22 protein-coding genes are annotated in these 26,717 nt (G+C 48.3%); 6 read left to right on the top strand and 16 right to left on the bottom strand.

The annotated features are described in order from the left end of the window. Positions 1–225: 225 nt before the first annotated feature. The 14 genes from glyS to rpsU all read right to left on the bottom strand — a co-directional run bounded on the left by glyS (position 226) and on the right by rpsU (position 15,270). Positions 226–2,301 (bottom strand): glycine--tRNA ligase subunit beta, encoded by a 2,076-nt coding sequence (gene glyS / locus SK066_RS07665; RefSeq protein ID WP_320544246.1) that lies wholly within the window; start codon positions 2,299–2,301, stop codon positions 226–228. Between the two features lie 2 nt (positions 2,302–2,303). Next, entirely contained in the window at positions 2,304–3,182 is an 879-nt protein-coding gene (glyQ, locus tag SK066_RS07660; RefSeq protein ID WP_320544245.1) for a glycine--tRNA ligase subunit alpha, read from the bottom strand. Between the two features lie 1,009 nt (positions 3,183–4,191). Beyond that, on the bottom strand, positions 4,192–4,941 hold the full coding sequence (gene recO / locus SK066_RS07655) for a DNA repair protein RecO (RefSeq protein ID WP_188776357.1): 750 nt from the start codon (positions 4,939–4,941) through the stop codon (positions 4,192–4,194). Between the two features lie 398 nt (positions 4,942–5,339). After that, on the bottom strand, positions 5,340–6,242 hold the full coding sequence (era, locus tag SK066_RS07650) for a GTPase Era (protein WP_188776356.1): 903 nt from the start codon (positions 6,240–6,242) through the stop codon (positions 5,340–5,342). 73 nt (positions 6,243–6,315) lie between these two features. After that, entirely contained in the window at positions 6,316–6,726 is a 411-nt protein-coding gene (cdd, locus tag SK066_RS07645; protein ID WP_320544244.1) for a cytidine deaminase, read from the bottom strand. Between the two features lie 460 nt (positions 6,727–7,186). Beyond that, entirely contained in the window at positions 7,187–7,564 is a 378-nt protein-coding gene (locus SK066_RS07640) for a diacylglycerol kinase family protein (RefSeq protein ID WP_188776354.1), read from the bottom strand. Further along, positions 7,564–8,061 (bottom strand): rRNA maturation RNase YbeY, encoded by a 498-nt coding sequence (ybeY, locus tag SK066_RS07635; protein ID WP_188776353.1) that lies wholly within the window; start codon positions 8,059–8,061, stop codon positions 7,564–7,566. The genes SK066_RS07640 and ybeY overlap by 1 nt, the downstream gene beginning before the upstream one ends. Next, complete coding sequence (locus tag SK066_RS07630; RefSeq protein ID WP_188776352.1) at positions 8,058–10,304, bottom strand: HD family phosphohydrolase; 2,247 nt, start codon at positions 10,302–10,304, stop codon at positions 8,058–8,060. The genes ybeY and SK066_RS07630 overlap by 4 nt, the downstream gene beginning before the upstream one ends. 65 nt (positions 10,305–10,369) lie before the next feature. Beyond that, complete coding sequence (locus SK066_RS07625) at positions 10,370–11,341, bottom strand: PhoH family protein (protein WP_320544243.1); 972 nt, start codon at positions 11,339–11,341, stop codon at positions 10,370–10,372. Between the two features lie 182 nt (positions 11,342–11,523). Next, positions 11,524–12,189 (bottom strand): hypothetical protein, encoded by a 666-nt coding sequence (locus tag SK066_RS07620; RefSeq protein WP_320544242.1) that lies wholly within the window; start codon positions 12,187–12,189, stop codon positions 11,524–11,526. A gap of 12 nt (positions 12,190–12,201) precedes the next feature. Next, positions 12,202–13,206: a flotillin-like protein FloA gene (floA, locus tag SK066_RS07615; protein ID WP_320544241.1), complete on the bottom strand. Its 1,005-nt coding sequence runs from the start codon at positions 13,204–13,206 to the stop codon at positions 12,202–12,204. 240 nt (positions 13,207–13,446) lie between these two features. Continuing rightward, positions 13,447–14,286: an NfeD family protein gene (locus tag SK066_RS07610; RefSeq protein WP_320544240.1), complete on the bottom strand. Its 840-nt coding sequence runs from the start codon at positions 14,284–14,286 to the stop codon at positions 13,447–13,449. 351 nt (positions 14,287–14,637) lie between these two features. Then, entirely contained in the window at positions 14,638–15,081 is a 444-nt protein-coding gene (locus SK066_RS07605) for a GatB/YqeY domain-containing protein (protein ID WP_320544239.1), read from the bottom strand. Between the two features lie 15 nt (positions 15,082–15,096). Next, positions 15,097–15,270, bottom strand: a complete 174-nt coding sequence (rpsU, locus tag SK066_RS07600; RefSeq protein WP_005547957.1) for a 30S ribosomal protein S21 — start codon at positions 15,268–15,270, stop codon at positions 15,097–15,099. 423 nt (positions 15,271–15,693) lie between these two features. On the opposite strand from rpsU, the gene SK066_RS07595 reads away from it, so the two are divergent. From SK066_RS07595 to SK066_RS07570, 6 genes are all read left to right on the top strand, one after another. Beyond that, positions 15,694–16,488, top strand: coding sequence for a DeoR/GlpR family DNA-binding transcription regulator (locus tag SK066_RS07595; protein ID WP_320544238.1), 795 nt, complete (start codon positions 15,694–15,696; stop codon positions 16,486–16,488). Between the two features lie 348 nt (positions 16,489–16,836). Then, on the top strand, positions 16,837–17,673 hold the full coding sequence (gene hisJ, locus SK066_RS07590; protein ID WP_320544237.1) for a histidinol-phosphatase HisJ: 837 nt from the start codon (positions 16,837–16,839) through the stop codon (positions 17,671–17,673). Further along, on the top strand, positions 17,670–18,578 hold the full coding sequence (locus SK066_RS07585; RefSeq protein ID WP_320544236.1) for an ABC transporter permease: 909 nt from the start codon (positions 17,670–17,672) through the stop codon (positions 18,576–18,578). Before hisJ ends, SK066_RS07585 begins: the two co-directional genes overlap by 4 nt. Before the next feature lie 25 nt (positions 18,579–18,603). After that, entirely contained in the window at positions 18,604–20,310 is a 1,707-nt protein-coding gene (locus tag SK066_RS07580; protein ID WP_320544235.1) for an extracellular solute-binding protein, read from the top strand. A gap of 110 nt (positions 20,311–20,420) precedes the next feature. After that, the gene (locus tag SK066_RS07575) at positions 20,421–21,329 is read left to right on the top strand and encodes a carbohydrate ABC transporter permease (protein WP_320544234.1); all 909 of its coding nucleotides are present in this window, start codon (positions 20,421–20,423) and stop codon (positions 21,327–21,329) included. A 154-nt stretch (positions 21,330–21,483) separates the two neighbouring features. Further along, the gene (locus tag SK066_RS07570) at positions 21,484–22,437 is read left to right on the top strand and encodes a metallophosphoesterase family protein (protein ID WP_320544233.1); all 954 of its coding nucleotides are present in this window, start codon (positions 21,484–21,486) and stop codon (positions 22,435–22,437) included. A 327-nt stretch (positions 22,438–22,764) separates the two neighbouring features. On the opposite strand, the gene SK066_RS07565 is transcribed toward SK066_RS07570, so the two are convergent. Both SK066_RS07565 and SK066_RS07560 read right to left on the bottom strand, forming a co-directional pair. Beyond that, a complete protein-coding gene (locus SK066_RS07565; RefSeq protein WP_320544232.1) occupies positions 22,765–23,133 on the bottom strand; it encodes a histidine triad nucleotide-binding protein in 369 nt (122 codons plus the stop codon). 103 nt (positions 23,134–23,236) lie between these two features. Then, complete coding sequence (locus SK066_RS07560; protein WP_320544231.1) at positions 23,237–26,713, bottom strand: AAA family ATPase; 3,477 nt, start codon at positions 26,711–26,713, stop codon at positions 23,237–23,239. Between the last annotated feature and the right edge of the window lie 4 nt (positions 26,714–26,717).

Raw genomic sequence — 26,717 nt, 5'->3', positions numbered from 1 at the left:
ACATGATCGGTCACGGAGCATACGTTCGTTCACAAAGCGGAAAATACGGAACGACCGTGTAAAATAGTCGTTCCGTATCCAAGTATGAGTGAGTATGAAATGCATGCTGCTAGAAGCAAGCTACCGCAGTCAGGTTCGCCAGCTGGCAAGCATGACCGCATGCTTCATTAGGCTATGCACTTCTAAATTCAATTGGTGCAACAGGCGCTTATGCTCCTGTATTGTCTATTTAACCAGCTTTGAAAAATCTGCAAACCGCTTCACGTCGCGATCGATCGCCGCGAGCAAAGCAAGACGGTTCTCACGTACAGCCTCATCATCGACCATAACCATAATATGATCAAAGAACGCCGTGATCGCCGGACGAAGTGTTGCCAGTAGTGCCAGTGCTTCACCTGTCTTGTTATTATCCATTAAGCTATTGTAATTGCTAGTGACGGATTCCCATGCTGCATACAGATCGCTTTCGCCTGCTTCACTAAAGAGCGCAGCGTTCACGGTATGTCCTGCAGACTTCGCCGCCAGATTTGATACGCGTTCAAATGACTCGATAGTCAGCTTGAAGTCAGGAACTTCTTGTACAGCCTTCATCAGGTCATTACCGCGCGCTACAACGGAACCAATATGGCTAAAGCCTGCCGAAATGACAGCGTCAACCACGTCATAGCGGAGTGTCTCGGACAGCAGCTTTTTCACACGCAGACCGAAGAACTCATTTAAATCTATACGTATTATATCGGAAGAACGTTTCATATTCCTTAAATTTTCATGAATATTCAAGGTAATGTCAAAGATTTGCTCCAATGTCAGCGGAAGCTCGCTCTCCAGCAGAATCTGTACGATACCTGCTGCCTGACGACGCAATGCATACGGGTCTTGCGAGCCAGTAGGAATAATTCCGATCGAGAAGCAGGCTACGATCGTATCGATCTTCTCAGCGATGCTAATGATCGAGCCTGTCAGCGATGCAGGTGCGCTATCGCCGGAGAATCGAGGCTGATAATGCTCGAAAATAGCACGTGCCACTTCTTCGCTCTCGCCAGCCTTACGTGCATAATCCTCACCCATCACACCTTGCAATTCAGGGAACTCGTACACCATCTGTGTAACCAGATCGAACTTGGCAATATCAGCCGTACGGCTAATCGTTGCGGCTTGCTCTGGAGATACCTGTAGTGCAGCACCCAGCTGATCAGCAATCTGACGTACACGGCGAACCTTCTCACCCAGCGTACCAATTTCCTCATGGAAAACGATATTATCCAGCTTCGCTACAGCGTCTGCAATTTTCAGCTTCTGATCTTCTTCGTAGAAGAACTTCGCATCGGACAGACGTGCGCGTAATACTTTTTCGTTACCTTTTGCAATCACGTCAAGTGCGCGGTCATTACCGTTACGTACCGTTACGAAAAATGGAAGCAATTGCCCTTCGCTATCCAGCACCGGGAAATAGCGCTGATGCTCACGCATCGATGTGATCAGTACATCCTGTGGAATGTTCAGGAATGCTGGATCAAACGTACCGTACAGTACCGTCGGTGTCTCAACGAGGAACAATACTTCCTCCAGCAGATCATCCTTCACATCGATATGCCAGTTTTTCTCAGCTGCCAGATGAGCGATTTGCGCGCTGATCATCGCCTGCCGCTCTTCTACGTCTGCGATAACATGCTGCTCGCGCAGGGCTTCCATATACAGCGTTGGCTCAGCGATCTCAGTGTCTTTACCGAGGAAGCGATGTCCACGCGTTGTGCGACCTGTTTTCACACCAGTAATTTCGAAGTCAATCACTTCATGTCCCCACAGTGCGACCATCCAGCGGATTGGACGTACAAAGCGGAAATCATGATCGCCCCAGCGCATGTTTTTCGGGAACGTCATGGACGTAATGATCTGGTGCAGCGCATCCGCAACAATACTGTCGGTGCTTGCACCGATGCTGCTCTTTTGTGCATAAATGTATTCAACGCCGCCCACTTCGCGGAACGTGAAGTCAGCAGGGTCCACACCCTGACTGCGTGCAAAGCCCAGTGCAGCCTTGCTCCAGTTGCCTGTTTCGTCCTGTGCAATTTTGCGGGAAGGGCCTTTTACTTCTTCGTTGATGTCTTCTTGCTTTTCGGCTACATCTTTTACCCATACTGCCAATCGGCGTGGAGTGGCAAATACTTTGGCATCGCCATGTGCCAGACGTGAATCATCCAGCCATTTTACCGTTTTATCGAGCAGCTGGTTCATTGCCGCGCGCAAAAAGCGAGCAGGCACTTCTTCCAGACCAATTTCAAGCAATAGATCCTTTGCCATGATTATACCTCTCCCTTCTTGAGCATCGGGAAGCCAAGCTTCTCGCGGCTTTCCAGATATGTCGTAGCAATCTGACGCGCCAGATTACGGACACGTGTGATATAACCAGTACGCTCGGTGACACTGATCGCGCCGCGTGCATCCAGCAGGTTGAAGGTGTGCGAGCATTTCAGTACATAGTCATATGCCGGGAATACGAGATTTAATTCCATAGCACGTTTTGCTTCCTGCTCATAGGTGCTGAACAGGCCTAGCAGCATGGATACATCGGATACCTCAAAAGTATACGTGGAATGCTCGAACTCCGGTTGATGGAATACATCACCATAGGCGATGCCCTCTACCCATTCCAGATCGAATACATTTTCCTTCTCTTGAATATAAGAAGCTAAGCGTTCCATACCGTAGGTAATCTCAACGGATACTGGGCTTGTTTCGATCCCGCCGACTTGCTGGAAATACGTAAACTGCGTAATTTCCATACCGTCCAGCCATACTTCCCAGCCCAGACCGGCACAGCCAAGTGTCGGGTTTTCCCAGTTATCTTCAACAAAACGGATATCGTGATCCAGCGGTTCGATGCCCAGCGCACGCAGGCTATCCAGATACACTTCCTGAATATTGTCTGGAGACGGCTTAATAATCACCTGAAACTGGTGATGCTGGTACAGACGGTTCGGGTTCTCGCCGTAACGACCATCGGAAGGACGGCGGGAAGGCTCAACATAAGCGACGCGCCATGGCTCAGGGCCAATAGAGCGCAGGAAGGTCATCGGGTTCATTGTACCTGCACCCTTTTCAGTGTCATACGGCTGCACAATAATACAGTTGTGCGCAGCCCAGAAGTTTTGCAGCGTCAAAATCATTTGCTGGAAATTCATCGACATTACTCCTTTTCCATTATCTTCGTTATAGGTGCCGGGTTGGCAAATGTGACGCTGAAACGGCATCTTTATCTGCAACGCACGCAAAAAACTCCCGTTCCTACGCCTGGTCACAGACATAGGGACGAGAGGTTCATTTCCCGCGGTTCCACCCTACTTGAAGACATGCTGGGCATGTCATCCACTTTTCCGTATTCAGCTCATATGCTCGCGGATGCCATTCGGCTATCGGTCGTCATCAGGCTCCCACGATCCCTGATTCGCTTGGGACGAATATCGTTAGCTTACTTTTCCGGTCAATGCATCATGTGTGGCACCATTAGCGCCACAATATAGAATTGATCATACCGGAATTGACATCGTTCGTCAATACGGCGGCTGGATGATAGCAGTCTATTGCGCTAACTTGTGTTGGGATGCAGACACCACTTGGGTAAGGAATAAGGGGACGGACTCAGTGGAGCCGCGGGAATCTACTAGATTAGATTGTTAATGTAGATTCCCGCACCTCCAAAATCGTCCTTTCCCCTTATTCCTTCCCTTCGTTCTGTGCTTCTCGCAGCATATAAGTTGCGTATAGAACCTCAGAACCTCAGAACCTCAGAACCTCAGAACCTCAGAACCTCAGAACCTCAGAACCTCAGAACCTCAGAACCTCAGAACCTCAGAACCTCAGAACCTCAGACAAAATTATGGGGCGTTATTGAAAAATTCCAGCATTATTTATAGCATCATATATCCGTATAGGGAAAAATGCGAAGAGATAGGTTCCTTTTTTCTTTAGGCAAATCGCTATCTGAATACCAGTACCTTGATCGGAATTCATTTCAACCTTGAATTCACTTCAACTACTGAATTATGGACGTGCCAGTACATGGACAAAGTTAATCTTTAACCTGGTCTAGGTACTACATCTCGTTACTGCTATTACGTACTGGTCTCATTACGATTACCATGAATTATATGACTACGAATTATATAACTACAATCAACTAGCTTCGCCCGATTACATCTCGAACTTCTCTAATTGTTCCAAAAAGCGTCGTGATTTTAACTTTAAGCCAAGTTGTACTTCCATGAAAGCACTCATGATCTGCTTGATCTCGGCTCTTGTTTCCTCGCGTACGTCGATATTGCCGAGGCGGCGAATGTCGAGTCTGGCAAATAATCGCAGTAGGCGTAGTACGCCTGGAGAAAGTGCGATTGCTGCGGGGTCCTGGCGGCGTTCGCGTTTGGATAGGATGCCGCCCAGACGCACGCTAAGCCAGAAATCACCTTCGGTCTCGTCAGAGAACATGCACGCATCGACCTGTGGGCCGTAGCCTGCGGCTTGTAGCACTTTCATTTCGAACAGGGCGGTGAGGATGACCGGGTCTCGTCCTTCGCTTAGAAAAGATAAATAAGCTTTGAGCTGATCAAACCAGAAGTGTCCGGTTTCGTTATCAAGTAACGCTTTATCGACTAGCTCGCAGCCATAGGCGCCATAAGCGGCAAGAATAATGTCCTCGCGCAATTTGTGGTTGGATTCGATTACTTCGCCTTGATTAAGCGTGCCCATGTTCGTGCCGCTTCGTAAAAAGTTGAATTCGCCATACGTAAAAGGCTGTACCAGCGCAGCATGCCGACTTTTGGCTTTTCTTGCTCCACGAACAAACACGGCAATCTTACCGTGCGTCTCCGTGCATAGTGTAATGATTTTGTTGCCTTCACCATAATCCATGCTGCGGATTACGATTCCTTGCACTCGGTATAGCACACGCTAGCCTCCGATCTCGTTGATCGCTATCGTATGTCGTTCACGCCATCGTGTGAGATCGATTCGTTCTAAAATGAGATGGCTTGCCGTATACGTGAGCGATTGTCTTATTGTTAAAAAAAGAAAATGATGCTGGCTTATCTTAGGTACAGATGAACGAACTACCAATGAAGCGAAAGAAACAGGGCATTTCAATCACATGCCCTGTTTCCCTCCCATCGCATAACATGAACAGCCACTGGCTCTTCCGGTAGCTTCTATGAGAAAAGAAGCTTTTCGTTATGGCAATTTGTTCAATTGTACGTGGTGCGGTAATATCGCAGATCCAGTCTATTTATTACTTTTGACTGCATTCATCCGCTTGTCGTTCTTTATACTATCTGTTCGTTCTTCCTTGCTTACGCGTCTTTATGGAAGCCGAGGTCTTTCAACACACGATCCTGGTTACGCCAATCCTTTTTCACCTTCACCCATAGCTCCAAAAATGTTTTGGAACCGAGCAGATTCTGGATATCCATCCGTGCACGCTTGCCGACTTCTTTTAGCAGGGCACCCTGTTTACCGATAATGATCCCTTTCTGGGAATCACGCTCTACGAAAATAACAGCTGAGATATTCACAACTCCATTTTCCTGCGTGTACATATCTTCGATCGTAACGGCGATGGAGTGTGGAATCTCCTCACGTGTCATTTGCAAAATTTTCTCACGAATCAGCTCTGCACAAACAAATTGCTCTGGATGATCAGTTACCTGATCGTCTGGATAGTATTGTGGACCTGCTGGTAAATATTTACCGAGCTGCTCCAGCAAGGTATTGACGTTATTACCCAGCTTAGCCGAGATTGGGACGATCTCCGCAAACTCGTGCAGGGAACGGTACTTATCGATTAGCGGCAGCAAATCTTCCGGCTTCACCTGATCAATTTTGTTCAATACGAGGAATACTGGTGTTTTGACTTTTTTCAAATGCTCGATAATAAAACGGTCACCGCCGCCCAGACCTTCGGCTGCATCCACCAGAAATAGCGCTGCTTCCACTTCATTCAACGTGTTCAATGCCGTCTGGTTCATGTAATCGCCCAGCTTGGATTGACGCTTATGCACGCCTGGTGTATCTAGGAATACGATTTGCATGTCGTCTGTCGTATAGACGCCATGAATTTTGTTGCGTGTCGTTTGTGGTTTATCGGACATGATCGCGATCTTTTGCCCGATCACCTGATTCATCAGCGTTGACTTGCCTACATTCGGACGGCCGACAATCGCGACAAAACCGGATTTAAAAGATTTTTTTGACATAGTACACTCCGTTCATCGGTATCTGCTATTGCGATAGAGATACCTGTATTAGTATATCGTTCAACCAAAACGATCAAGAAGGTTGGCTTAGATTCCACGGTCCAAATGCATGCGGAAGCAGCTCAGCAATAGTCGTCATGCGTGTATCGCCCTTCATATTGGCGAGCAATACCGGCATATCTGGCTTGCACAGCTCTACCATGACCTGACGGCATACACCGCACGGTGCAATTGGCTCATCGGTATCCCCTACAACCGCCAGCATGCGGAAGGAGCCGGGACGATGTCCCTGTGCGATTGCACTGAATAGCGCTGTACGTTCTGCACAGTTACTTGGAGAATAGCCTGCATTTTCAATATTACATCCGTGATGCACGTTGCCATCCTCATCCAGCAGCGCAGCTCCAACGGAAAAATGGGAATAAGGTACATATGCTTTTGCACGGGCAATAATCGCCTCTTGCAGCAATTGGGATGATTCCATGTTGTTCCTCCAGTACACAATCGAATAGGTGCATGAAGGCGTTCGCTTGATCAGCCGGACGCCAAAAGGGTTTACTTCTATTTTACATCATTTGAGGGGATTCGGACAGGGTTTACGGGAGATTTCGAATTTGAATGAAGCGATTATGAAGATTCTTGCTATAAGAGATAACCACTTTAAGAAAGAATAAGGTGGTAAGCGTATCATCATATCAGCTTATAAAAGCCCCTTGCCTAAGTTTAGTATGTGCTTCCCTAAATGCTTATTCGTTGACCCGAGAGGGTTTCTAATGAGCATTCCAAGAGGTGCACTCTAGACTAGAGCAAGGGGCTTTATAGATGGCACGCGTTGAAGTCGTATTTCATCTATTCGCATACTGTATATCGTAGAATCAATCGCTTATCGATACGCATTGTACCGGTAACTTGCAAGCTGCATAGCAGTTGTCAGCTGGTAGCTACTAACCGAACAGTGTCGCTAGCCATTGCAGGACGGGCTGCCAGAATATGATGATTCCAATGACTGCGGCTGTTAACGATGCGATCAGGACTGCTCCAGCAGCGGCGTCTTTTGCTTTTTTGGCAAATGGATGCCAGTCGGGAGAGACGAGATCGACGGCAGCCTCTACGGCGGTGTTCATCAGCTCCGCACCAAGTACCATTCCGATCGCAAGCGTTAACAGCAGCCAATCAAGCACGCTTACATGGAAAAACCATGCGGCGGCAATGATGGCGAATGTCGCTAGCACATGAACGCGAAAGTTGCGCTCGGTACGGAAGGTTGCAATCACACCTTCAGTTGCGGAATAAAATACGGCTCTCCACGTCCTCTTTTTCATTAGCGAGTCAATCCGATCTGCTGCAATACTTGCTCCTGCTTGCCCATCATTTCTGCTTCGCTCTCCTCGTCCTGATGGTCATAGCCGAGTAAATGCAAAAAGCCATGCACAAACAGAAAGCCCAGCTCACGCTCAACCGAATGTCCGTAATCCTCACTCTGTACAATGGCGCGCGGAATGGAAATGATAATATCACCCAGCATTGTTTCGGGCTCGCCTTCTGCCTCTGGAACGCCTTCTCCATAATGAATCAGCGGCTCATCATCCAGCGATTCATTCATCGCAAAGGACAGCACATCAGTAGGACGGTCGATATTACGATATTCCAGATTCAGCTCATGGATCGCCTCATCGTCTACAAAAGTCAGCGCAACTTCACCTTCAGTTACGCCTTCCTGCTTACCGGCTTCCTGCAAAATTTGCTCCAGCAGACCGATTAGCTTATCTGTAATTTCATATTCTGTTTGCTCATTTTCCCATGCGAGCTGTAAACTCATGCCTTGTTCTCCTTTACATCCGGCTTCTTCACATCTTCCGGATACTCGATACGTGAATGGAAAATCCCCATAACCGCTTCTTTCAGCGTTTGAGCAATCACATCCAGCTCCTTCATCGTCAGATCACAGTCATTGAACTGATGATCATCCAGACGTCCTTTGATAATCTTCTCGATCATCGTTTCGACCTGCTCCACGGTTGGCTGCTTGAGCGAGCGCACAGCCGCTTCAACGCTATCTGCAATACCGACAACAGCCGCTTCCTTCGTCTGCGCCTTCGGCCCGGCATAACGGAAATCCTCTTCGGTGAAGTCTGGCTCTACGCCCTGCTCCTCTGCCTGCTTGAGCGCCTTTTGATAAAAGAAGTACAGGAATGTTGTACCGTGATGCTGCTCAGCAATATCTCGAATCGGCTTCGGTAGCTTATATTCCTTTTGCATTTCCACGCCATCTCGTGCATGGGCAATGATGATCGATTTACTCAGCTTCGGATCGATGCTGTCATGTGGATTTTCCATATGGTTTTGATTTTCAATAAAATAGCCTGGTCGCTTGGTCTTCCCGATATCATGATAATATGAACCGACTCGACACAGCAATCCATTCGCACCAATCGCCTCTGCCGCCGCCTCGGACAAGTTACCCACCATCACGCTATGATGATACGTACCTGGCGTTTCGATCAGTAGCTTGCGCAGTAATGGATGGTTCGGATTGGACAGCTCGATCAGCTTCAGTGCCGACAAAATACCAAAGGTCGTCTCGAAAAATGGCATCAGTCCGAGCACAAGCACCGTTGTTAGCAAGCCACCTACAAAGGTAAAGCCCAGTGCGTACAGTACCGTCATACGCGTCCATTCATTATCATGCAGCAGCACCAGCGTCAGCACGCAAATCGCGCCGAACAAACATGTCATAATACCCGCCTTCAAAATGGTCGAGCGCTGACTTGCACGGTGAATCGAATGAATCGCTGCAAACGATACAACCAGCGTAAACAACCCAAACTGATAGTCAAACATTTCGCCCTGACGCATATTCAAAATCACGCTTGCCAGCACGCTCAAAATGATCGAGCATACATAGGCGAGATGAATATCCAGCAATAGCGTAATCAGCATCGCACCGAGCGCTGCTGGTACAAGATAGCCAAAATAAGGCGAATTGCCAATTTGCAAAATACGTACCAGATGAAAAGCCAGCACAGTAATCACAAAGATCAAAATCAGCATAAGGAGCTGGGCATTATTATATTGCATACCGCGCTGAGCCGATTGACGAATAAATAAATACACGCCCAGTGTAAGCAGAAACGACAGCATGAATAAGCCAAGCTGTGGCCAGTAGTTCACTTCGTTTTTGAGCAAATTGTTCTCATCTAGCAGGGTATACATATCCTGCGTAATGACCTGACCGGCTGGCACGATCACTTCGCCCTGCTGTACATAGACAACAGGTGTATTTTCACGCGCTTCAACCTTTGCTGCCTTGGTCGCTTCTTCATCATAGAACTTATTCGCTGTGAGTACGCCACGAATGAGCTCCTGCGCCACCTCGCGTGCGGTACGGCTTTCTAGCGAGCTTGTATTTACCAATTCGGCTACACGCGCTCGTGCAGATTGGGCATCGGCAATCTGATCACTCATCAGACGCGATACAATCGATGTCGCCACCTGACTGATCTGCTGTACATCTGCATTAGACAGACGTGGGATTTTCAAAAAGGTTTCTTCCGGTATACTATACGTCTGATTGGAAATCGTACGCTGCATTTCATCCAGTAACTGCGAAGAGTAATTGTCACTCTCACGCTGGTTACGTATAAAATTAGCAACCGAATTACGAATCCGATCGGGAATTTCCTGGCTGTAAATTTGCGCTTTATCCGCGCTCGATATCTGGTCATCCTGATTCAGTGACTCGATTCGCTCCAGCATTTGGGCAATCACGGTATCTCGATGCATAGAAACGATCTTATATACCGCTTCAACACGCTCTGCCGCTTCCTCCTGTGCCTGCAAGGTCGCCTTGTTATTCGGAAGCTGCGTTGGAGCAATAATGTCCTTGTCGGTTGCTGCACCGACATGAATATCGAAGCGCTGTGGCAACAAATTAGGCGCTAAGCTGGCATAGAAAATAACCAGCAATAGCGCAAATAGGATATATTTTGTTCCGCGGCCAGTTTTCCATCCTGCCAGCCTGGAATAGAATGAATTGATCTTGGACGGTTCCTTGGATGTCATACTTACAGTCCTCTCACTTCTGAATATTCAAAATGTGCGGTTGCTGCCTTTCCACTGACCATCTGCTATTCCAGATTCTCCGATGCTTTGTCATAAGCAACGATAATTTTTTGTACCAGTGAATGCCGCACAACGTCCTGCTCGGCAAAGGTAACAAAACCGATCTCCGCAATTCCATCCAGCACCAGTCTCGCTTCAACCAGCCCGGATTTTTTGCCGCGTGGCAGGTCAATCTGAGTCACGTCACCCGTGATGACCATTTTGGAACCAAAGCCAAGACGCGTTAGAAACATCTTCATTTGCTCAGGCGTTGTGTTTTGCGCCTCATCCAAAATAATAAATGAATCATCAAGTGTGCGTCCGCGCATATACGCAAGCGGTGCAATCTCGATCAAACCGCGCTCTAATGCCTTCGCTGTCTGCTCCTGCCCCATGACGTCATAAAGCGCATCATACAATGGACGCAGATAAGGGTCTACCTTTTCCTGCAAGTCCCCTGGCAGGAAACCCAGACTTTCACCCGCTTCAACAGCTGGACGTGTCAGGATAATACGCTTCACTTTGCCTTCCTTGAGCGCCGCTACTGCGAGCACAACCGCCAGATACGTTTTACCTGTACCGGCAGGGCCAATACCGAACACGATATCGCGCTTCTGGATCGTGGACACATAATACTTCTGTCCAATCGTCTTAACGCGAATCGGCTTACCACGAAACGTCTGGGTGATCTCTCCTTTATATAAGTCAAGCAGTTGATCCGCTCTCATATCCTTAGCTAGCTCAATTGCATATAAAATATCCCGTTCGGTCAGTACGTAGCCTTTGCGAACCAGCTCAAGCAGCACCTCGAACAGCTGCTGCATCTGGTCTACGACCGCAGCGGGACCCTGGATGGCAATTTCGGCTTCACGACTGCCGATTTTCGCCTCGGTCTCACGTTCAATCATTTTTAGAAACTGATCCTGTGGACCGAACAGGGCCAGTCCTTCTTCCACGTTTTGCAAGGGAATTCTGATGCTTTGCGTTTGCTCTGACAAATAGCCTCAATCTCCTCAGTTGTAGAATAATAGTCGTCGTACCTTCTCATAAACTTTACCATTGTATCGAAGCTCATGCAAAATTTTTTGGCTAATGGATAAAGAAACCGGTCCTTTGCAAGACCGGCTTCAAATCCACACTATATCTATACCCAGCTTAGGGTATATCGCTTAACATTCTTTTATGTTTCTGTAGACTGCCCCTCGCGGCTCGTCTTACGTCCAAAGCTGCCCCCATGGCGAGAACGTGGCGGACTTAAAATCTCTGCCCACAGCACACCCTGTGCTGCCTGACCAGGGTCAAGACGAAGCTCAGTAGAGGAAGAGGTATTGCCTGTAACTTCAATAGATGAAGGTGACGGCGTAGACGATAGATCCATTCGACCCAGACGATCATTCATTCCGCTCGTTAATTGATCCAGACGCTTCTGCATCTCATTACGATACTGATCCGCAGTACGCCCCATTTCGGTCGCCGCAGTAGCTGGCTCCATCCGCGAGCCTTCTGCGCTATCAGACGCTGTATTCGGCCCTTCACTACGATAGGTGCCCTCCTGTGACATCGTATCGCGTGAGCTGCCTTCTTCCAGTCCTCTGCCCATCTGTCCCTGATCAAATTCGCGCTGTGCCTCACGATAACGACGCTGCGCTTCTTCCTCTCGCTCCTGCGTCGTTTGTGTAGAACCCGGAATACGTCTACCTGGCGTATCCGGACCGCCACCAAATGTCGGCATGCCCTGACGAGGATTACGCGACTTATTTTTGCCAGAGCGGCTACTGATCGCTGTAAAAATAGCAAAGGCGATAATGACGATAATGTACAGATTCCTTAATATAAAATCAACCATAGAAACACATCCTTACTTCAGTGGTTGCTGGTCATTCCCACCCTGATTCGGATCATTAGCCTTGCCCAGTGAGCCTCTCATTTGCGTATCGGCTTCAATATTTTTCAGATTCATATAATCCATTACGCCCATCTGTCCATTACGCAACGCTTCCGCCATCGCCAGCGGTACATCGGATTCGGATTCGACGACACGCGCTCTCATTTCAACGACCTTCGCCTTCATCTCCTGCTCCTGCGCTACCGCCATTGCACGACGTTCCTCAGCTTTTGCCTGAGCGATACGCTTGTCGGCTTCTGCCTGCTCGGTTTGCAGCATCGCACCGATGTTTTTACCTACATCTACGTCCGCGATATCGATCGACAGAATTTCGAAAGCTGTACCGGAATCAAGACCTTTTTGCAATACGGTACGGGAGATCAGATCAGGATTTTCCAATACCTGCTTGTGAGAATCACTGGAACCAACCGTTGTAACGATACCTTCACCAACACGGGCGATGATCGTTTCTTCACCCGCACCGCCGACGAGTCGGTCAATGTTGGCACGAACGGTAACACGCGCTTTAACACGAACCTCGATACCATCCTTCGCTACCGCAGCAACGACCGGAGTTTCGATCACTTTCGGGTTAACGCTCATCTGTACCGCCTGCAATACGTCACGACCAGCAAGGTCAATCGCAGCTGCTCGTTCAAATTCAAGCGGAATATTGGCACGCTGTGCCGCGATCAACGCGTTAACAACGCGGTCTACATTACCACCTGCCAGATAGTGACTTTCCAGCTGGTTCAGGTTCAAGCCCAGACCGGCTTTGTGTGCTTTAATCTGCGGATTTACGATTCGAGAAGGTGTAACGCGACGCAGACGCATCGCTACGAGCGTAATGATACCGACTCGGACACCGGAAGCGACTGCGGAAATCCACAGTGCTAGCGGGAAGAAGCTGAAAAACACACTCAGAACGATAATTGCGACGACGACGATAAAAATAATACTTACGATAGGTGATGCCATTAGAGAAATCACGCTCCTATTCGATAAAATGGGTCAAACTGCCGGCTTCAGGGCTGTTATCGACCGTTGTAGTTATGTAAGAGTAGCAGATGAATGGCGTTCTGTGGCAAAGTCAGTGCATGCTTTGCTCCATCTGCTTCTCTCCGGTACATCGCAGCTAGCTGAAAAGATAGTGCCGGATCGTACGACGGGATCGTATTTGCCTGTAAGGCTATACTCTCATCCAAATTCGCTAACACATTAGCTAACAGGCTTGGTTGTACCTGTGTGTACATTTTCCAGTTGCTCTGGTAATTCATCTACAATAATACGACTGCCATCGATACGAATAATACGAATCGGACGATCGCGTTCGATGTATCCACCCTGTGTGACGACATCGATATGACGTCCTTCTATGATGACCGTACCGGATGGGCGAAGTGGCGTTAGGCTTTTACCTTCCAAACCGAGCAGCTGCTCACGTTGCAGGTTCTCCATATAGCTTTCATCAGAGGTGAGCTGATCGTTCAAAATAAAACGGTTCCATACGCCTCGTTTGCGAAGTGCATAAGCGACAAAGCCTACGAAGATCGCAGCTGTGACAAAAGCGATACCGAGTGACAGAATAGCATCCGACGTATCGTAGGCTGCTCGTATCACCGCGGCAATCAAGCTTGCTGCGCCGAGTACACCCAGTATGCCAAAGCTTGGGATAAATACCTCTAGCACAAGTAGCAACAGACCGACCGCGAACAAAATCCATGTCTCGGAACCCGAATATCCCGCAATGTAGCTACCAAAGAAAAACAGTCCAAACGCAATAATCCCAATCGCACCCGGTGCAATAACGCCCGGAATGAGAATTTCAATCGCGATCCCTGCAATACCGATAAACAGTAAAATCGTGGATACAATCGGATTCGTCAGAAAAGCAGCGATCTGTGAAGCCAATCCTGGCTCTGCCGCCGCAGCCTGCGCTGCTGCATGTACCGGAGCCGCAGAAAGTACAAACGAAACAATGACCAGCAGCATGGACAGTATCGATGCCCCAAACGACTGACGACGATGACGTCTTAAGCCGTCGATGATCCTATTCATTCGTTTTTGCTCCCTTCTTTTCAGCCATAATGATGCACCCTATGCACTATCTATCCATGCACAACATGACCGTCCCCGTCGAAACGGTATGGCACAGACAGGGCTTGCTTATACTTATTATACGTGGTTAACCCTCGTTACGTTTCACAAAAATGTAATCATTTGCATATTTGTTCACGTTAGCATCCTCCCATTTAAGTTAACCTGCCCAACTGTTTATATCTTAAAAGGATGTGTGGAGATGTGGATGTTTGGATGTTTGGATGTTTAAGAATGATAAAATAGAGTAAACTGCGGTAGAAAGAAAAAAGCTCCTTCTTTACAAAGTAAAGAAGGAGCTTTTGAATTTGTTTATGGCAGAAGCTGTTGAACCGCTTGGTTCACAACTTTTCCGTCTGCGCGACCTTTGACCTTAGGCATCAAGGCGCTCATTACTTTTCCCATATCGGCTTTTGAAGAAGCACCGGTCTCCAGGATGGTCTGCTGTACAATGACTTTAATTTCTTCTTCAGAAAGCTGGGCAGGCAGATACTGCGAAATGATCTCAATTTCCGCACTAAGGTTGGTTGTCAGGTCGTCACGACCTGCTTTTTCAAATTCTTGGAGGGCATCTTTGCGCTGTTTGATCTCACGGCTAAGAATATCAAGCACTTCCTCATCGTTCAGGTCACGCTTCAAATCAATCACTTGATTTTGAATTGTGGAACGTACCATGCGGATCGTGGACAATTTGAACTTGTCCTTATCCCTCATAGCTTGCTTCATATCCTCGTTCAATCGTTCGCTAAGACTCATAACGGATAAATCCTCCTAAAACTTTCTCTTGCGCGCAGCCTCAGATTTTTTCTTACGCTTTACGCTCGGCTTTTCATAATGTTTGCGTTTTTTCACCTCAGCCAGAACGCCATCTTTAGCGATGGAGCGTTTGAAGCGACGAAGTGCTGCATCAATTGTTTCGTTTTTGCGAACTTTCGTTTCAGACACCAGTTTTCCCTCCCTCCGACCAGACCGTCCGGAAAAATAACACGGCTTATCAACTTTCATTATAGGTGAAAACGGAAGCCAGTGTCAACCAAATCACGGTTTTTCCAGTCATTTTTTTCTGGACGTCCTCATAATACGGCTCTAATGCTGGGTTGGGGTACCTTTTCAATATGTTAGAGTCTGCTGCAACGGGGTACATATTCTGTTCATTTGACTGCAAAATGCCCTCCACATTTCCCAGTTCTTCCCTGCCTCAGCGCTTTCCGTAATTATATTATACCCAGTGTATGACCGATTGACGGTAGGGAAATGAATCGTCTACACTAGGCTGGATAAAATTAAGCGCTACAATAAATCCTATTATGTATATATTGCTGCAAAGCTGCGATACAGTCGGCAACCATTACGGAGGTGTGTACATACGTGTCAACCGTTTCATCAGAGCGAAAACAGGCGATTATTACTTTATTGAAGCAAAACGGCCAGGTAAAAGTGATTGCGCTTGCCGAGCAATTCAAAGTCGCACCGGAAACGATACGCCGGGATTTGCAGGAGCTGGAAAGCAATGGCATGCTACGCCGCGTGTATGGTGGTGCGACAGCCGTATTATTTCAAAATCATGAAGCTCCCTTCGTGCAAAGGCAATCCCATAATCAACGCGAAAAAGCTGCGATTGGCCGCTGTGCTGCTGATTTGATTCAGGATGGCGATACGATCGTGATCGATGTAGGCACCACACCGATCGAGTTGGTCAAGGCGATTCATGGACGCAAGCGGCTGACTATTTTAACGAACGGCCTTTCGGTTGCCTTTGCGCTGATGGAGAAAATCAATTACGGGCATTTTAGCGGCAAAGTGATCGTACTGGGCGGCGAGTTGAATTCAGAGCAGCAATCCATCAGCGGTATTTTGTGTGAGAAAATGATGCGGAACTTTCGGGTGAACAAGGCATTTATCTCGGTTGGCGGTATCTCCTTGACGGACGGCATTAGCGAATATGATCCGGATGAAGCTTCCATGTCACAGACGTTTGCCAAGTCCGCTGAACAGGTAATTGTGATCGCTGACCATTCCAAGCTGGGCGTGCGTGCATTCTCACATATGCTCGCTTTTGACGAGGTCGATACGATTGTCTGTGATACGGATGCTCCGGAGGGCTGGATTGAGCACTTGAAAGAAACGGGTGTACAGTGGTTGACGGCTCATGTAGATGAATGATGGTTAAGAATAGCTAGCAGCCGAACTACAAATAGATGAGATTCTAGAAACGATGCATGGGTATACCATGTGTCGTTTTTTGCGCCTTATAATGACCAATCAAACATTTATTCCAACATAATCAACATAAGCTTTGATGATAGGAAATAGATTCTAACCTTCCTTTATTTTCCCTATTGTTGGAGTTTTGTTAAATAAAATGGCTTATTATAAGCTTGAAAGATTAGCTCAGCATTGATTTGTAATTTTTCAGTTAATGTTTGATCGGTCATATTGTCAAACACGAATTCACTATTTATACTGAACGAGATTTCACATTATTCCAATCGCAAGGGAGGTCAGACACACATGCTAAAGTGGGATGGGCATACACATACACCGTTTTGCAAACATGGCAGCTCTGCTTCGATGATACATTATGTACAGCAGGCGATTCAGCAGCAGTTCCAGCGTTATACATTGACCGAGCACCCTCCACTGCCTCCACATTATATCGCTGATGAGGCTTTGCAGCGCACGTTAGCTATGCCGGAGCAGGAGCTTGGTAGCTATTTTGAACAGGCCCATAGCCTCAAGCAGCATGTAGAGGAACAAATTGAGATTACTGTTGGATTGGAGTTAGACTATTTGCCAGATCGTCTGGAGCATGCCAGTCGATTGCTGGATCAATGGGCTGGACAGATGGAGGATGCGGTTGTGTCGGTACACTTTTTACCCGGTTCAAATGGCAATGAGTGTGTCGATTATACAGCGGATGTGCTATTGGATCGTCTCGTTCCTTATTATGGTTCGCTCGATCAATTGCTGCATGCGTATTACGATCATGTCGAGCAAGCGATCCAATGGGCTGGCACCCTTCCGTTACGCACCAGAATCGGGCATATCAACCTGATTGAAAAATTTCGCATGAGCATGCCTGAGCTGAATCCACTCATTATGCAAAAGCGACTGGAAAATCTACTGCCACTACTTCAGCAAGCCGGGGTTGGAGTTGATGTGAATACAGCAGGTTTGCGCAAGCCGCTGTGTCAGCAAGCGTACGTGCCGCCATGGTTTATCGCCGCCTGTGTCAAGCGTAATATCCCGCTTGTCTACGGCTCCGATGCTCATCATCCCGATGAGGTTGGTGCAGGATGGGACTGGTTTGCTCATCAAATAACTAAAGCAGGTGAAAAGGGCGCATGAGTATATGGCTGAAAAGAATATGGCTGCACCGATCGATGTATTTGTTTCTGTTGCCAGCGATCCTCTTTTTTATCATATTCTCTTATATTCCGATGACCGGGCTTATACTGGCGTTCAAAGAATATCGATTTAATGGCGGTTTATACGGTGGCCCGTGGGTCGGCTGGAAATACTTTGAACGTTTTTTCAATGATTCGTACAGTATGAATTATATTCGCAATACGCTGATTATTAGCTTTTTCAAATTGTTTCTCGCTCTTCCGTTTCCCATTTTATTCGCTTTGCAAATAAACGAAATTCGCAGTTCACGCATGCGCTCCCTGTTTCAGGGAGTCATGTATCTACCTCACTTTCTCTCATGGGCAGTAGTAATCGGCATATTACAACGTGTTCTCGCACCTGATACAGGCTTACTCAATGAATGGATACAAGCATTAGGTGGTAATGGCAGCACCTTTTTCATGATGGACAAGCATTATTTTTATCCGATTATGTTTTGGAGCTATATCTGGAAAGAGATCGGCTGGAACTCCATCATTTATTTCGCTGCCGTTGCCGGAATTAATCCGGCGCTATATGAAGCTGCCCGCATGGATGGTGCCGGACGGTTCCGTCAGATCTGGCATATTACACTGCCTGGTATCCGTCCTACAATTCTGATTCTGTTTATTATGTCGCTTAGTAGCATTTTGTCCGCTGGCTTTGATCAGATCTATCTGCTGCAAAATCCCGCTAATGCTGAGGTGGCGCAAATTTTGGACACGTACATTATTCATGTCGGTATTCAAGATGCACAGTTCGGCTATGCAACCGCTGTTGGCTTGATGCAAGGTGTGATCGGTTTGATTCTCGTCGTTACTGTCAATCAGCTATGTAAAAAATGGTTTTCGGTGTCCCTCTGGTAAAAATTTGACTCAAGGAGCTTGATTCATGAAAAAGTGGACTTCGGTATTGGCAATTCCTGTGCTCGTTACGATGCTGGCGACGGGGTGCTCTTCAACTTCACCAGCAAAGGCAACCGACAGCCAGAGCAGTGAGGCTACTGGCAAGCCGTCAACATGGATTGCCGATCGTGTGATTACAGGCCTGATCTTTGAAGATGCAGGTGATGTATCGACCGAAATGAATCCGGATATCGCCCGGGTGCTGAAGGAGAAAACCGGGATCACGCTAAAAATTCAGGGCGTATCTGGCAATGATTCTACGCAGGCGCTGGCAGCAGGCTTAGCGGCAGGCGATCTGCCTGACTTTGTCGGCTTTTATCTGGACAATAGCGGTCGGCCAGAGATGCCGATCTTGCTTAAGGCGGCACGGGAAGGCATGTTTACCGATGTATCTCCGTATTTGAAGCAGACGAAAATTTACAGCAAATATTTTCAGCCCGGCTATCTGCCGATGGACTCGGAGAAAAATATCGTGTTCCGCCCCGAGTTCAACGGTGCTGCCTATCTTGTCAATATGGACATCTCACGCAACCCGGGTTATGTCGGCAAAAAGTATGTCGGCGGTCCCTATGTGCGCAAAGACATTATGGACAAGCTCGGTATTGATCCAGCATCCATCCAAACATCGCAGCAACTGTATGAGTTAGCGCAAAAGATGAAGGCTGGCAATTTCACTGATGCTAACGGCAAACCGATCACACCGATCGGTCCAACCGTCTGGGGCGGTAAAGATGTGGACACTTTATTCAATGATCTGGTCTGGACAGGGCCAAGTGATGAGAAATTCCTTCGTGATGCCAGCGGTGCGATCAAGTTCGAAAGTCAAACTGATTATCCGCTCAAACGCATCCAGCTTATTCAGAATATGCGTCATCAGCAGCTCATTAGTCCGGAATTTTTCACCATGTCGGAAAATGAAGCACGGGAAGGCGTGCTCAATCACTCCTTCGGTATCGTCGCTGATATGCACAATTATATTCCGCAAAACAGCGATATGACGTATGTACCGCTCGGACCGATTAATTTTGTGGATGGCCCTTACTATAAGCAGCTTGATTACAAATCTTATTCTGCAGGCTGGGCAATCCCAACCACTACCCAGCATCCAGAGGATATCGTAAAGCTGGCTGATTTTCTTGCCAGTCGTGAAGGAAAGCTCCTCTTCAAATATGGTATCGAGGGGCGCGATTATACACTGGATAGCAAAGGGAACCCGGTCGTCAAAAAGTCGGTACTTGAGCTGATGAAAAGCAATCCCGCACAGGCGGAAAAGCTTGGTTTTAGCGGAGTGGGCAATTACTGGGGTGAATATCTCGGCTTGACTGATATTGATGATACAGATGACTTTGGCGAGGCAGTTTACGGTGATGCCAGCGATTCGAATAGTGATTCAACCGCCAAAAAGATATTGCAAATGTGGCACTATGATGAGCGGCGTAAGCAGGCGAAGATCGTAGACGGTTTAACTCCACTCTCTTTTTTAAGTGAGTTTGACCGTGGCGATGAGCTGAATCAAGCGATTAATAACTATAAGGATAGTCTGATCAAAGCTTATTTTAGCGATAATATGGATGAAGCGCGTACCATTATGAACGATGCCAATGCACAGCTAAACAATGGACAATTGCTGGATAGCTTTATCCAATTTTTGAATCAGAAGGAAAGTCAGGATAAGATCACGATTAAATTCTAGCAGCGTGTATGCAATTGTAATGTATTGTCCGAATATCCAATGCCGTGCAAGAGCAGACATGGCCGACTCTGACTGACTATATGCCAATAAAATGTACAAGGAGCACGCGGATGCAAACAAGCAAACGTTCATCGTATATACCGGAGGAGTTATTATTTTCAGTCCTCAATTATGTATTGATTATACTGGCTTGCCTGACGGTGCTATTCCCGCTATTAAATATTACAGCCCTAGCCTTCAATAGCGGGGCAGATGCCCAGCGCGGCGGTATTTATCTATGGCCGCGCGTCTGGTCGCTGCAAAATTTCACCGAGGTATTTACGCAGTCTCATATGGTTAACGGCTTTCTCGTATCGCTGTTTCGTACCGTCGTTGGTACGGCTGCCAGTGTATTCATGACCGCGCTTGCCGCTTATGCATTGACCAGTCGTACATTACCGGCTCGCGGGCCAATCGCGTTTATGATCTTTTTTACGATGCTGTTTAGCGGTGGATTGATTCCGTACTATCTGGTGCTTAAGGATCTGCATTTGACCAATACGATCTGGGTATATATCGTACCGAGCCTGTATAGTGTATGGAATATGATGGTGATGCGCACCTTTTTCCAGCAGGTGCCTGTAGAGCTACAAGAAGCGGCTCGAATGGATGGCTTGAGTGAAACGGGGATTTTTTTCAAACTGATATTGCCGCTCAGCAAGCCTGTACTCGCCAGCATGGCCTTGTTTAATGGGGTATCGCACTGGAATGACTGGTTTACCGGCGCGTTCTTCGTTCGGGAGCAGCAGCTCAAACCGGCGGCAACACTGCTACAGGAGATGCTGATCAGTCAGGAAGCGCTCAGTCAGTCACTGCTGCGTCCAGGTCGTGCGTATGAAATGCTGGATCGGATGCAGGCAACCGGTGAATCGCTGAAAATGGCCATGATTCTGCTCGTTATTTTGCCTATTTTGTTCGTATTTCCATTTGTGCAAAAGCATTTTACCAAAGGGGTATCGGCAGGTGCACTCAAGGAATAATAGGCAAAGTACTTGTTGCAAGGATGTGAACATGTACACGCAGCATGCATAATCGAATGGATGAGCTGTTGCACCCTAGTACAATGTTGATATTCGCTCACATTGTCGTGGCAGGAGGTTCATTTGAATATAAGGTAAAGGTGGCTGAATTACCGTGAACCATCGACTGGCATTTAACGAACAGGGTACATTCAAAATTGTTCAACTGACCGATCTGCATTTACAGGATGTGGAGCACAATCCGCTTGATCTTCGCACGATTGGGCTGGTAGAACGCATCATTGATATCGAGCAGCCGGATCTGATCGTATTTACAGGCGATATCTTATCCAGCCATGATGCCGACGATGCTGTTGCAACGGAACGTGCCTTTCGCCGAGCGCTTCAATGCGCACAGGATGCAGGTATTCCGTTTGCCGTTATTTATGGCAACCACGATTCGGAAAAGCATGTGACACGTCAGCAGCTACAGCACATCGCAGACGAATATACACTGCATCAGGGCGAAGCCGGTCCGACGCATATTCATGGCACTGGTAACTATGTACTCCCGATTCAGCAAGTGCATGGAATGGACGCTGCGGCTCTGCTCTACTTCTGGGATTCGGGTGCAGATGCACCGGAATTCATCGGTGGCTACGCATGGATTCATAGCGATCAGATTCACTGGTATAGAGAGCAGTCCGCACAGTTTAAAAAGCAGGATGGTCAGGCTCTGCCTGCACTTGGCTTCATGCATATTCCTTTGCCTGAATATCGGGAAGCATGGCATAGCGATACAACGGTTGGAGGCAAAGGTGAGGAAGTGTGCTGCGCAGATGTGAACAGCGGCTTATTTGCTGCCCTGCTGGATGGTGAGGATGTGTTCGCTGTCTTCGCCGGACATGATCATGATAACGATTATCGGGGGCAATGGCATGGGATTGAGCTTGTATTCGGCCGAGTGGCTGGTTATAACACTTATGGTAGCTTATCACGCGGAGCACGAGTTATTTTGCTGCATGAAGGCGAACGTCGGCTGGATAGCTGGTTGCGGTTGGAAGACGATACGGTGATGCGGCAGACCTCTCGTATGGATTATGAAGAAGGAGATAACGGTTCGGATTGATTTGAGGAATTAATGTGTAAGGTGCATATAGAGATAGGCATCGCGAAATACATGTACAGGTGTATTTCATGATATACATTGTTGTTTGCTGTAGTGTGAGTTCACTGTAATGTTAGACATCAAAAAGGCTCGCCAAATGGCGAGCCTTTCATCTTGAAGCATATTCATAATCCATAATATTGAGAAAGCCAGCTTCATAACTATTTAGAATTGTTCAGAGTCCGCTTACGTAAACAGTAATCGATAGCGAGCCACAGCCACAATATGAATGACTATGAACAACACATCAATATTACTATTTTGAGCCAACGGCAATCCCCTGTTTATTTATGCATGTGAATCGGAGATGCCTGTCAATGCGCCAAGTTTACCGCCACCGAGCAGATGATAATGCAAATGCTGGACAGCCTGTCCGCTATCTGGACCGCAGTTGTTGATCAGGCGATAGCCGGATTCTGCAACTCCGAGCTGCTTGGCAAGCTCGATCGCTACACGATGAATGTCGCTGATCAGTGGCAAATCCTCCGCAGTTACTTCATTCATCGAATCGATATGCTTTTTCGGAATAATTAATACATGTACAGGTGCGGCTGGAGCGATATCATGGAACGCCAGAATCTGCTCGTCCTCATACACTTTATTGCACGGGATTGTACCTGCAACGATTTTACAAAATAAGCAATCCTCTTTAAACATCGAAATTCCCCTTTCATATAACGGCTTTGTACAGATGAATAGATCATAATTAGTGTAACATGATGAAAGCGAATCGGTTGTGTATGGCTACCTGGCGGTTCAGCTACATTTTCTCCAATACGACTCGGGAGCCTTTGCCTGCTTGCTCTGCTGGTAAAATCACAAGCTTACGCGGCAAGCGCATACGTAGCTCTGGCACGTGACTGATGATGCCGACAGCAAGACGGTCGGTGTGCAGCTTCTCCAGCGACGTAACTACTGTATCCAGAAGTTCGGGGTCCAATGTACCAAATCCTTCATCCAGGAAAAAGAACTGTAGCGGATATTTACCGCGTAGCTGAATTTGTGCAGACAGCGCAAGTGCGAGCGACAATGAGGTAAGGAACGTCTCGCCACCGGATAATGTCGATACAGGACGGCGAATACCACCATTGCCATTATCACAAATGACAAAACCGCCACCGGAATCGACCTCTAGCGAATAACGCTGACGGGTCAGAAAACGAAGACGCTCTGAAGCAGCCAGGCTGACCTGCATCAGCTGCTCTTCCGCAATATATTCGACAAAGGCATTCCCGCGCATACTCGCTTGTAGCTTCGATAAATGTCCTGCCTCGATCGACAACTGCTCACGCTGCCGCTCCAGCTCCAGCCAGCGAATATGGCGCTGCTCCAAATCCTCCACATCGCGTGTAGCACGAGCGCGTAGCTCTAACGCAGCTTCGTCTGCCTGCCTAGCTTCCTGCCAGCTCTGCTGTAGCTGTTGCCAGTCTTCCTCCGATACCTGCTGTCCATCCAGCTTGGCATCCAGCTCACGCAATCGGACAGTTAGCTCACTTTGCTGTTCTCGATGTTGCTCGATTCGCTGACGGCCCTGTGCCTGCTGTTGCTCATCCATGCGTGCCGCAGTCACCTGCTGCTCATCGTCAAAGCGAGAGTCATTCAGTGCTCCCTGCCAGCGCGAACGCGCTTGCTCGGACTGTGTTGCCAGCGATTGCGCAGCTTGTGTTGCTAGCGCATAAGCCTGTGAAGCCTGCTGCTGCTGTTGCTGTGCATCCCGAAGCTTGCCCGCCCATTGAGCAGACTGCTGCCGATAATACTCTAGCTCTGCCTGTGACTGCCGTAGTAGCTCCTCTGCGGATTGCTCACCAATCCATTGCTCCAGACGGCTACGCTTCTCCTGTAATAAACGTTCCTCGCCTTCAAAGCGAGTGCGCTCCTGAATCTGCTGTCGCTCCAGCGTATGAAGCTTCTGCTCGCATTCCTGCAATTGGCGCTTACGTTCCTCGATGTAAGGCACACTCTTTTCCAAGCCAGTACGAATTGCATCTGCCTGCTCATCGCGCTTGGCCAGTTCAGCAAAGCGCTCACGCGCTTCCTGCTCGGATAGTCCTTCAAAGGTCTGCTGCCAGTCATTTAGTGCTGTTTGTACAGCGTGTTGTCCAGCCTCCAGGCGCGCTGTTACTTGCTCCATTAGTCGAAGTGCACTTTGACGCTCAGCCTGTACAGCGGTATGTTGCTGTGTCCATTCACGTTGCTCCTGGCGCCATGCTCGTAGCTGCTGACGGATCTGCTCTAGCTGCTGTTCTAATTGCTGTACAGCTACGCCATATTGCGACAACCATGTCTCTGCGATAGGTAAGCTTGCATCCAGCTCCTGTTGATCCGCCTTGGTTAGAACGAGCGCATCCAGGCTACTGAATTGATCAATAGACGGATCGCCCGGCGTGTTCTGAGACGCAGCCGTTGCAGCGACTGCTTCCTCCCGTCCATGCTGCCATTCCCAATCGGTGACCATACGTTCCAGCTCATAGCCGTGATTACGTACCCGCTCACCGTATTGCATCGCTTGCTGACGTAGTGGGTGAAGCTTACTCAACTGCCCATTCAGATCGGAAGACTCTGATTCCTCTTCCTCAATAGCCACAGCTGGCTGTGGATGATGCACCGATCCGCAGACCGAGCATGGTTGTCCATCCTGCAAATCAGCAGCCAGAATGGCAGCCAGACGATGTGATTCTGCGGCGCGAGATGCCTGCTGGTATTGCTGCTCCAATTGATCCAGTTGCTCACGCGCCCCGATCAGCAAACGGTCTTGCTCCTGCTGTATAATATGCGCATTAACCACCTGACGATACAGCTCCTGCTCTTGTAAGGCGAATTGGGCAGACTGCTGTTGTAAGACTTCCCACTGCTTATTATGACGCTCATGGACAGACTCATAATCGTGGTGTTCCTGCTCTAACTCGGCTTGACGTGTACGCAATCCGTCCAGCGTACTGAGTCGCTGCTGGGCATACTGGAGCTTTTGCCGATCACTGCTGCGCACCTCGCACTCCTTGAGTTGCTGCTCCAGCTCGGCTCGTCGATGCTCTGCCTTGCCTAGCATACGCTGTTCCGTCTCTGCCTGCTGTTGTACCTGTACCAGCTCTGCGGCAATATGCGCTAACCGTTCATTTAGCTGTCGCTGGGATTGCTCCAGCTCGGCACATTGCTGCTGCAATTCCAGCGCTTGCTGAAGCTGCTCCAGACGAAGCACCAGACGCGGCTCATGTGCTGCCAGCTCCAGACGTGCTTTTTCTTCGCCAGCGGCAGCGTCTTTGTAGACCTGCTCTGTTTGCGCTAATTGGAGCTGGAGATGCTGCATACGTTGCTCGGCTTCTACTGATTGTGCCTGAACCTCTTGCCACGCATCTAGTAGTGGCAACAATGTACGTGCTGATTCCGCATCTGCAAGCTCCTGCTCCAGCTGACGAATCGCTGGCTCGTGCTCACGAAGCTGTTCCTGACGTGTATGCAGTAGATCGCGCTCACGCAGTAGCTCGCGTACCTTGCCCAATTGCTCCACCTGCGTATTCATTTCGAGCAGACGCGTACGAACACGCTCTGCTTCTCGTGTGACCTCTGCCAGATGCTCTTTCGCCTGCTTCACCGCATCTGCTGAGGCATCGCCAAGTCCGGTTTGCTCCGAAGCGAAGCGCTCCAGCTGGTGATCTGTTTCCTTCACACGCTGGCTTAGCTTCTGCATCAGTCGATCACCGTACCGCTCCAGATGGAATAGACGTTGCAGCATCTGTCTGCGATCACTGCCCTTGAGCGATAAAAATTCAGCGAATTTCCCCTGTGGCAATACAACTGCACGGGTAAAATCGTCCATTTTCAGTCCGATATATTCCTCTACACAGCGAGTGACATCGCCAAGCTTATCCGCGATCACCTTATCGCCATCCGCCTCACAGCAAATAAAACGACTCATGCTGTTGCTGACCGTATGATCGCCTGTACGTTTAAATCTACGCTCCACCCGATACCTCTGTGGGCCTGCATCGGATAATAGCTCAAATGAGAACGAGACAAATACCGCGTCCTCTGAATGGTTCAATATCCCCTGCGTTCCGTTCTGCGCACGCTCCACCTTGCCATACAGCGCCAGTGTGATCGCGTCCAGAACCGTTGATTTCCCGCTGCCTGTCGGTCCGAAAATACCAAACAGACCCGTTTCACACAGCTCGGTAAAATCAATCTCCTGCTGCTCACGATAGCTTTGCAGGCCGGATAGCTTTAACATTATGGGCTTCATGGCT

This window comes from Paenibacillus hunanensis (assembly GCF_034055775.1).
Taxonomy (GTDB): Bacteria; Bacillota; Bacilli; order Paenibacillales; family Paenibacillaceae; genus Saccharibacillus; species Saccharibacillus hunanensis.
This window is presented reverse-complemented; position numbering and strand designations above follow the sequence as displayed.

What these genes read in the sequence shown, in the direction of transcription:
- hisJ (WP_320544237.1), top strand. Translation starts at nt 16,837, where the DNA reads ATGCTAAAGTGGGATGGGCATACACATACACCGTTTTGCAAACATGGC.
- SK066_RS07610 (WP_320544240.1), bottom strand. Translation starts at nt 14,286, where the DNA reads ATGAATAGGATCATCGACGGCTTAAGACGTCATCGTCGTCAGTCGTTT.
- SK066_RS07560 (WP_320544231.1), bottom strand. Translation starts at nt 26,713, where the DNA reads ATGAAGCCCATAATGTTAAAGCTATCCGGCCTGCAAAGCTATCGTGAG.
- glyS (WP_320544246.1), bottom strand. Translation starts at nt 2,301, where the DNA reads ATGGCAAAGGATCTATTGCTTGAAATTGGTCTGGAAGAAGTGCCTGCT.
- SK066_RS07585 (WP_320544236.1), top strand. Translation starts at nt 17,670, where the DNA reads ATGAGTATATGGCTGAAAAGAATATGGCTGCACCGATCGATGTATTTG.
- glyQ (WP_320544245.1), bottom strand. Translation starts at nt 3,182, where the DNA reads ATGAATTTCCAGCAAATGATTTTGACGCTGCAAAACTTCTGGGCTGCG.
- SK066_RS07565 (WP_320544232.1), bottom strand. Translation starts at nt 23,133, where the DNA reads ATGTTTAAAGAGGATTGCTTATTTTGTAAAATCGTTGCAGGTACAATC.
- SK066_RS07640 (WP_188776354.1), bottom strand. Translation starts at nt 7,564, where the DNA reads ATGAAAAAGAGGACGTGGAGAGCCGTATTTTATTCCGCAACTGAAGGT.
- era (WP_188776356.1), bottom strand. Translation starts at nt 6,242, where the DNA reads ATGTCAAAAAAATCTTTTAAATCCGGTTTTGTCGCGATTGTCGGCCGT.
- SK066_RS07575 (WP_320544234.1), top strand. Translation starts at nt 20,421, where the DNA reads ATGCAAACAAGCAAACGTTCATCGTATATACCGGAGGAGTTATTATTT.
- SK066_RS07580 (WP_320544235.1), top strand. Translation starts at nt 18,604, where the DNA reads ATGAAAAAGTGGACTTCGGTATTGGCAATTCCTGTGCTCGTTACGATG.
- ybeY (WP_188776353.1), bottom strand. Translation starts at nt 8,061, where the DNA reads ATGAGTTTACAGCTCGCATGGGAAAATGAGCAAACAGAATATGAAATT.
- floA (WP_320544241.1), bottom strand. Translation starts at nt 13,206, where the DNA reads ATGGCATCACCTATCGTAAGTATTATTTTTATCGTCGTCGTCGCAATT.
- cdd (WP_320544244.1), bottom strand. Translation starts at nt 6,726, where the DNA reads ATGGAATCATCCCAATTGCTGCAAGAGGCGATTATTGCCCGTGCAAAA.
- SK066_RS07620 (WP_320544242.1), bottom strand. Translation starts at nt 12,189, where the DNA reads ATGGTTGATTTTATATTAAGGAATCTGTACATTATCGTCATTATCGCC.
- SK066_RS07605 (WP_320544239.1), bottom strand. Translation starts at nt 15,081, where the DNA reads ATGAGTCTTAGCGAACGATTGAACGAGGATATGAAGCAAGCTATGAGG.
- SK066_RS07630 (WP_188776352.1), bottom strand. Translation starts at nt 10,304, where the DNA reads ATGACATCCAAGGAACCGTCCAAGATCAATTCATTCTATTCCAGGCTG.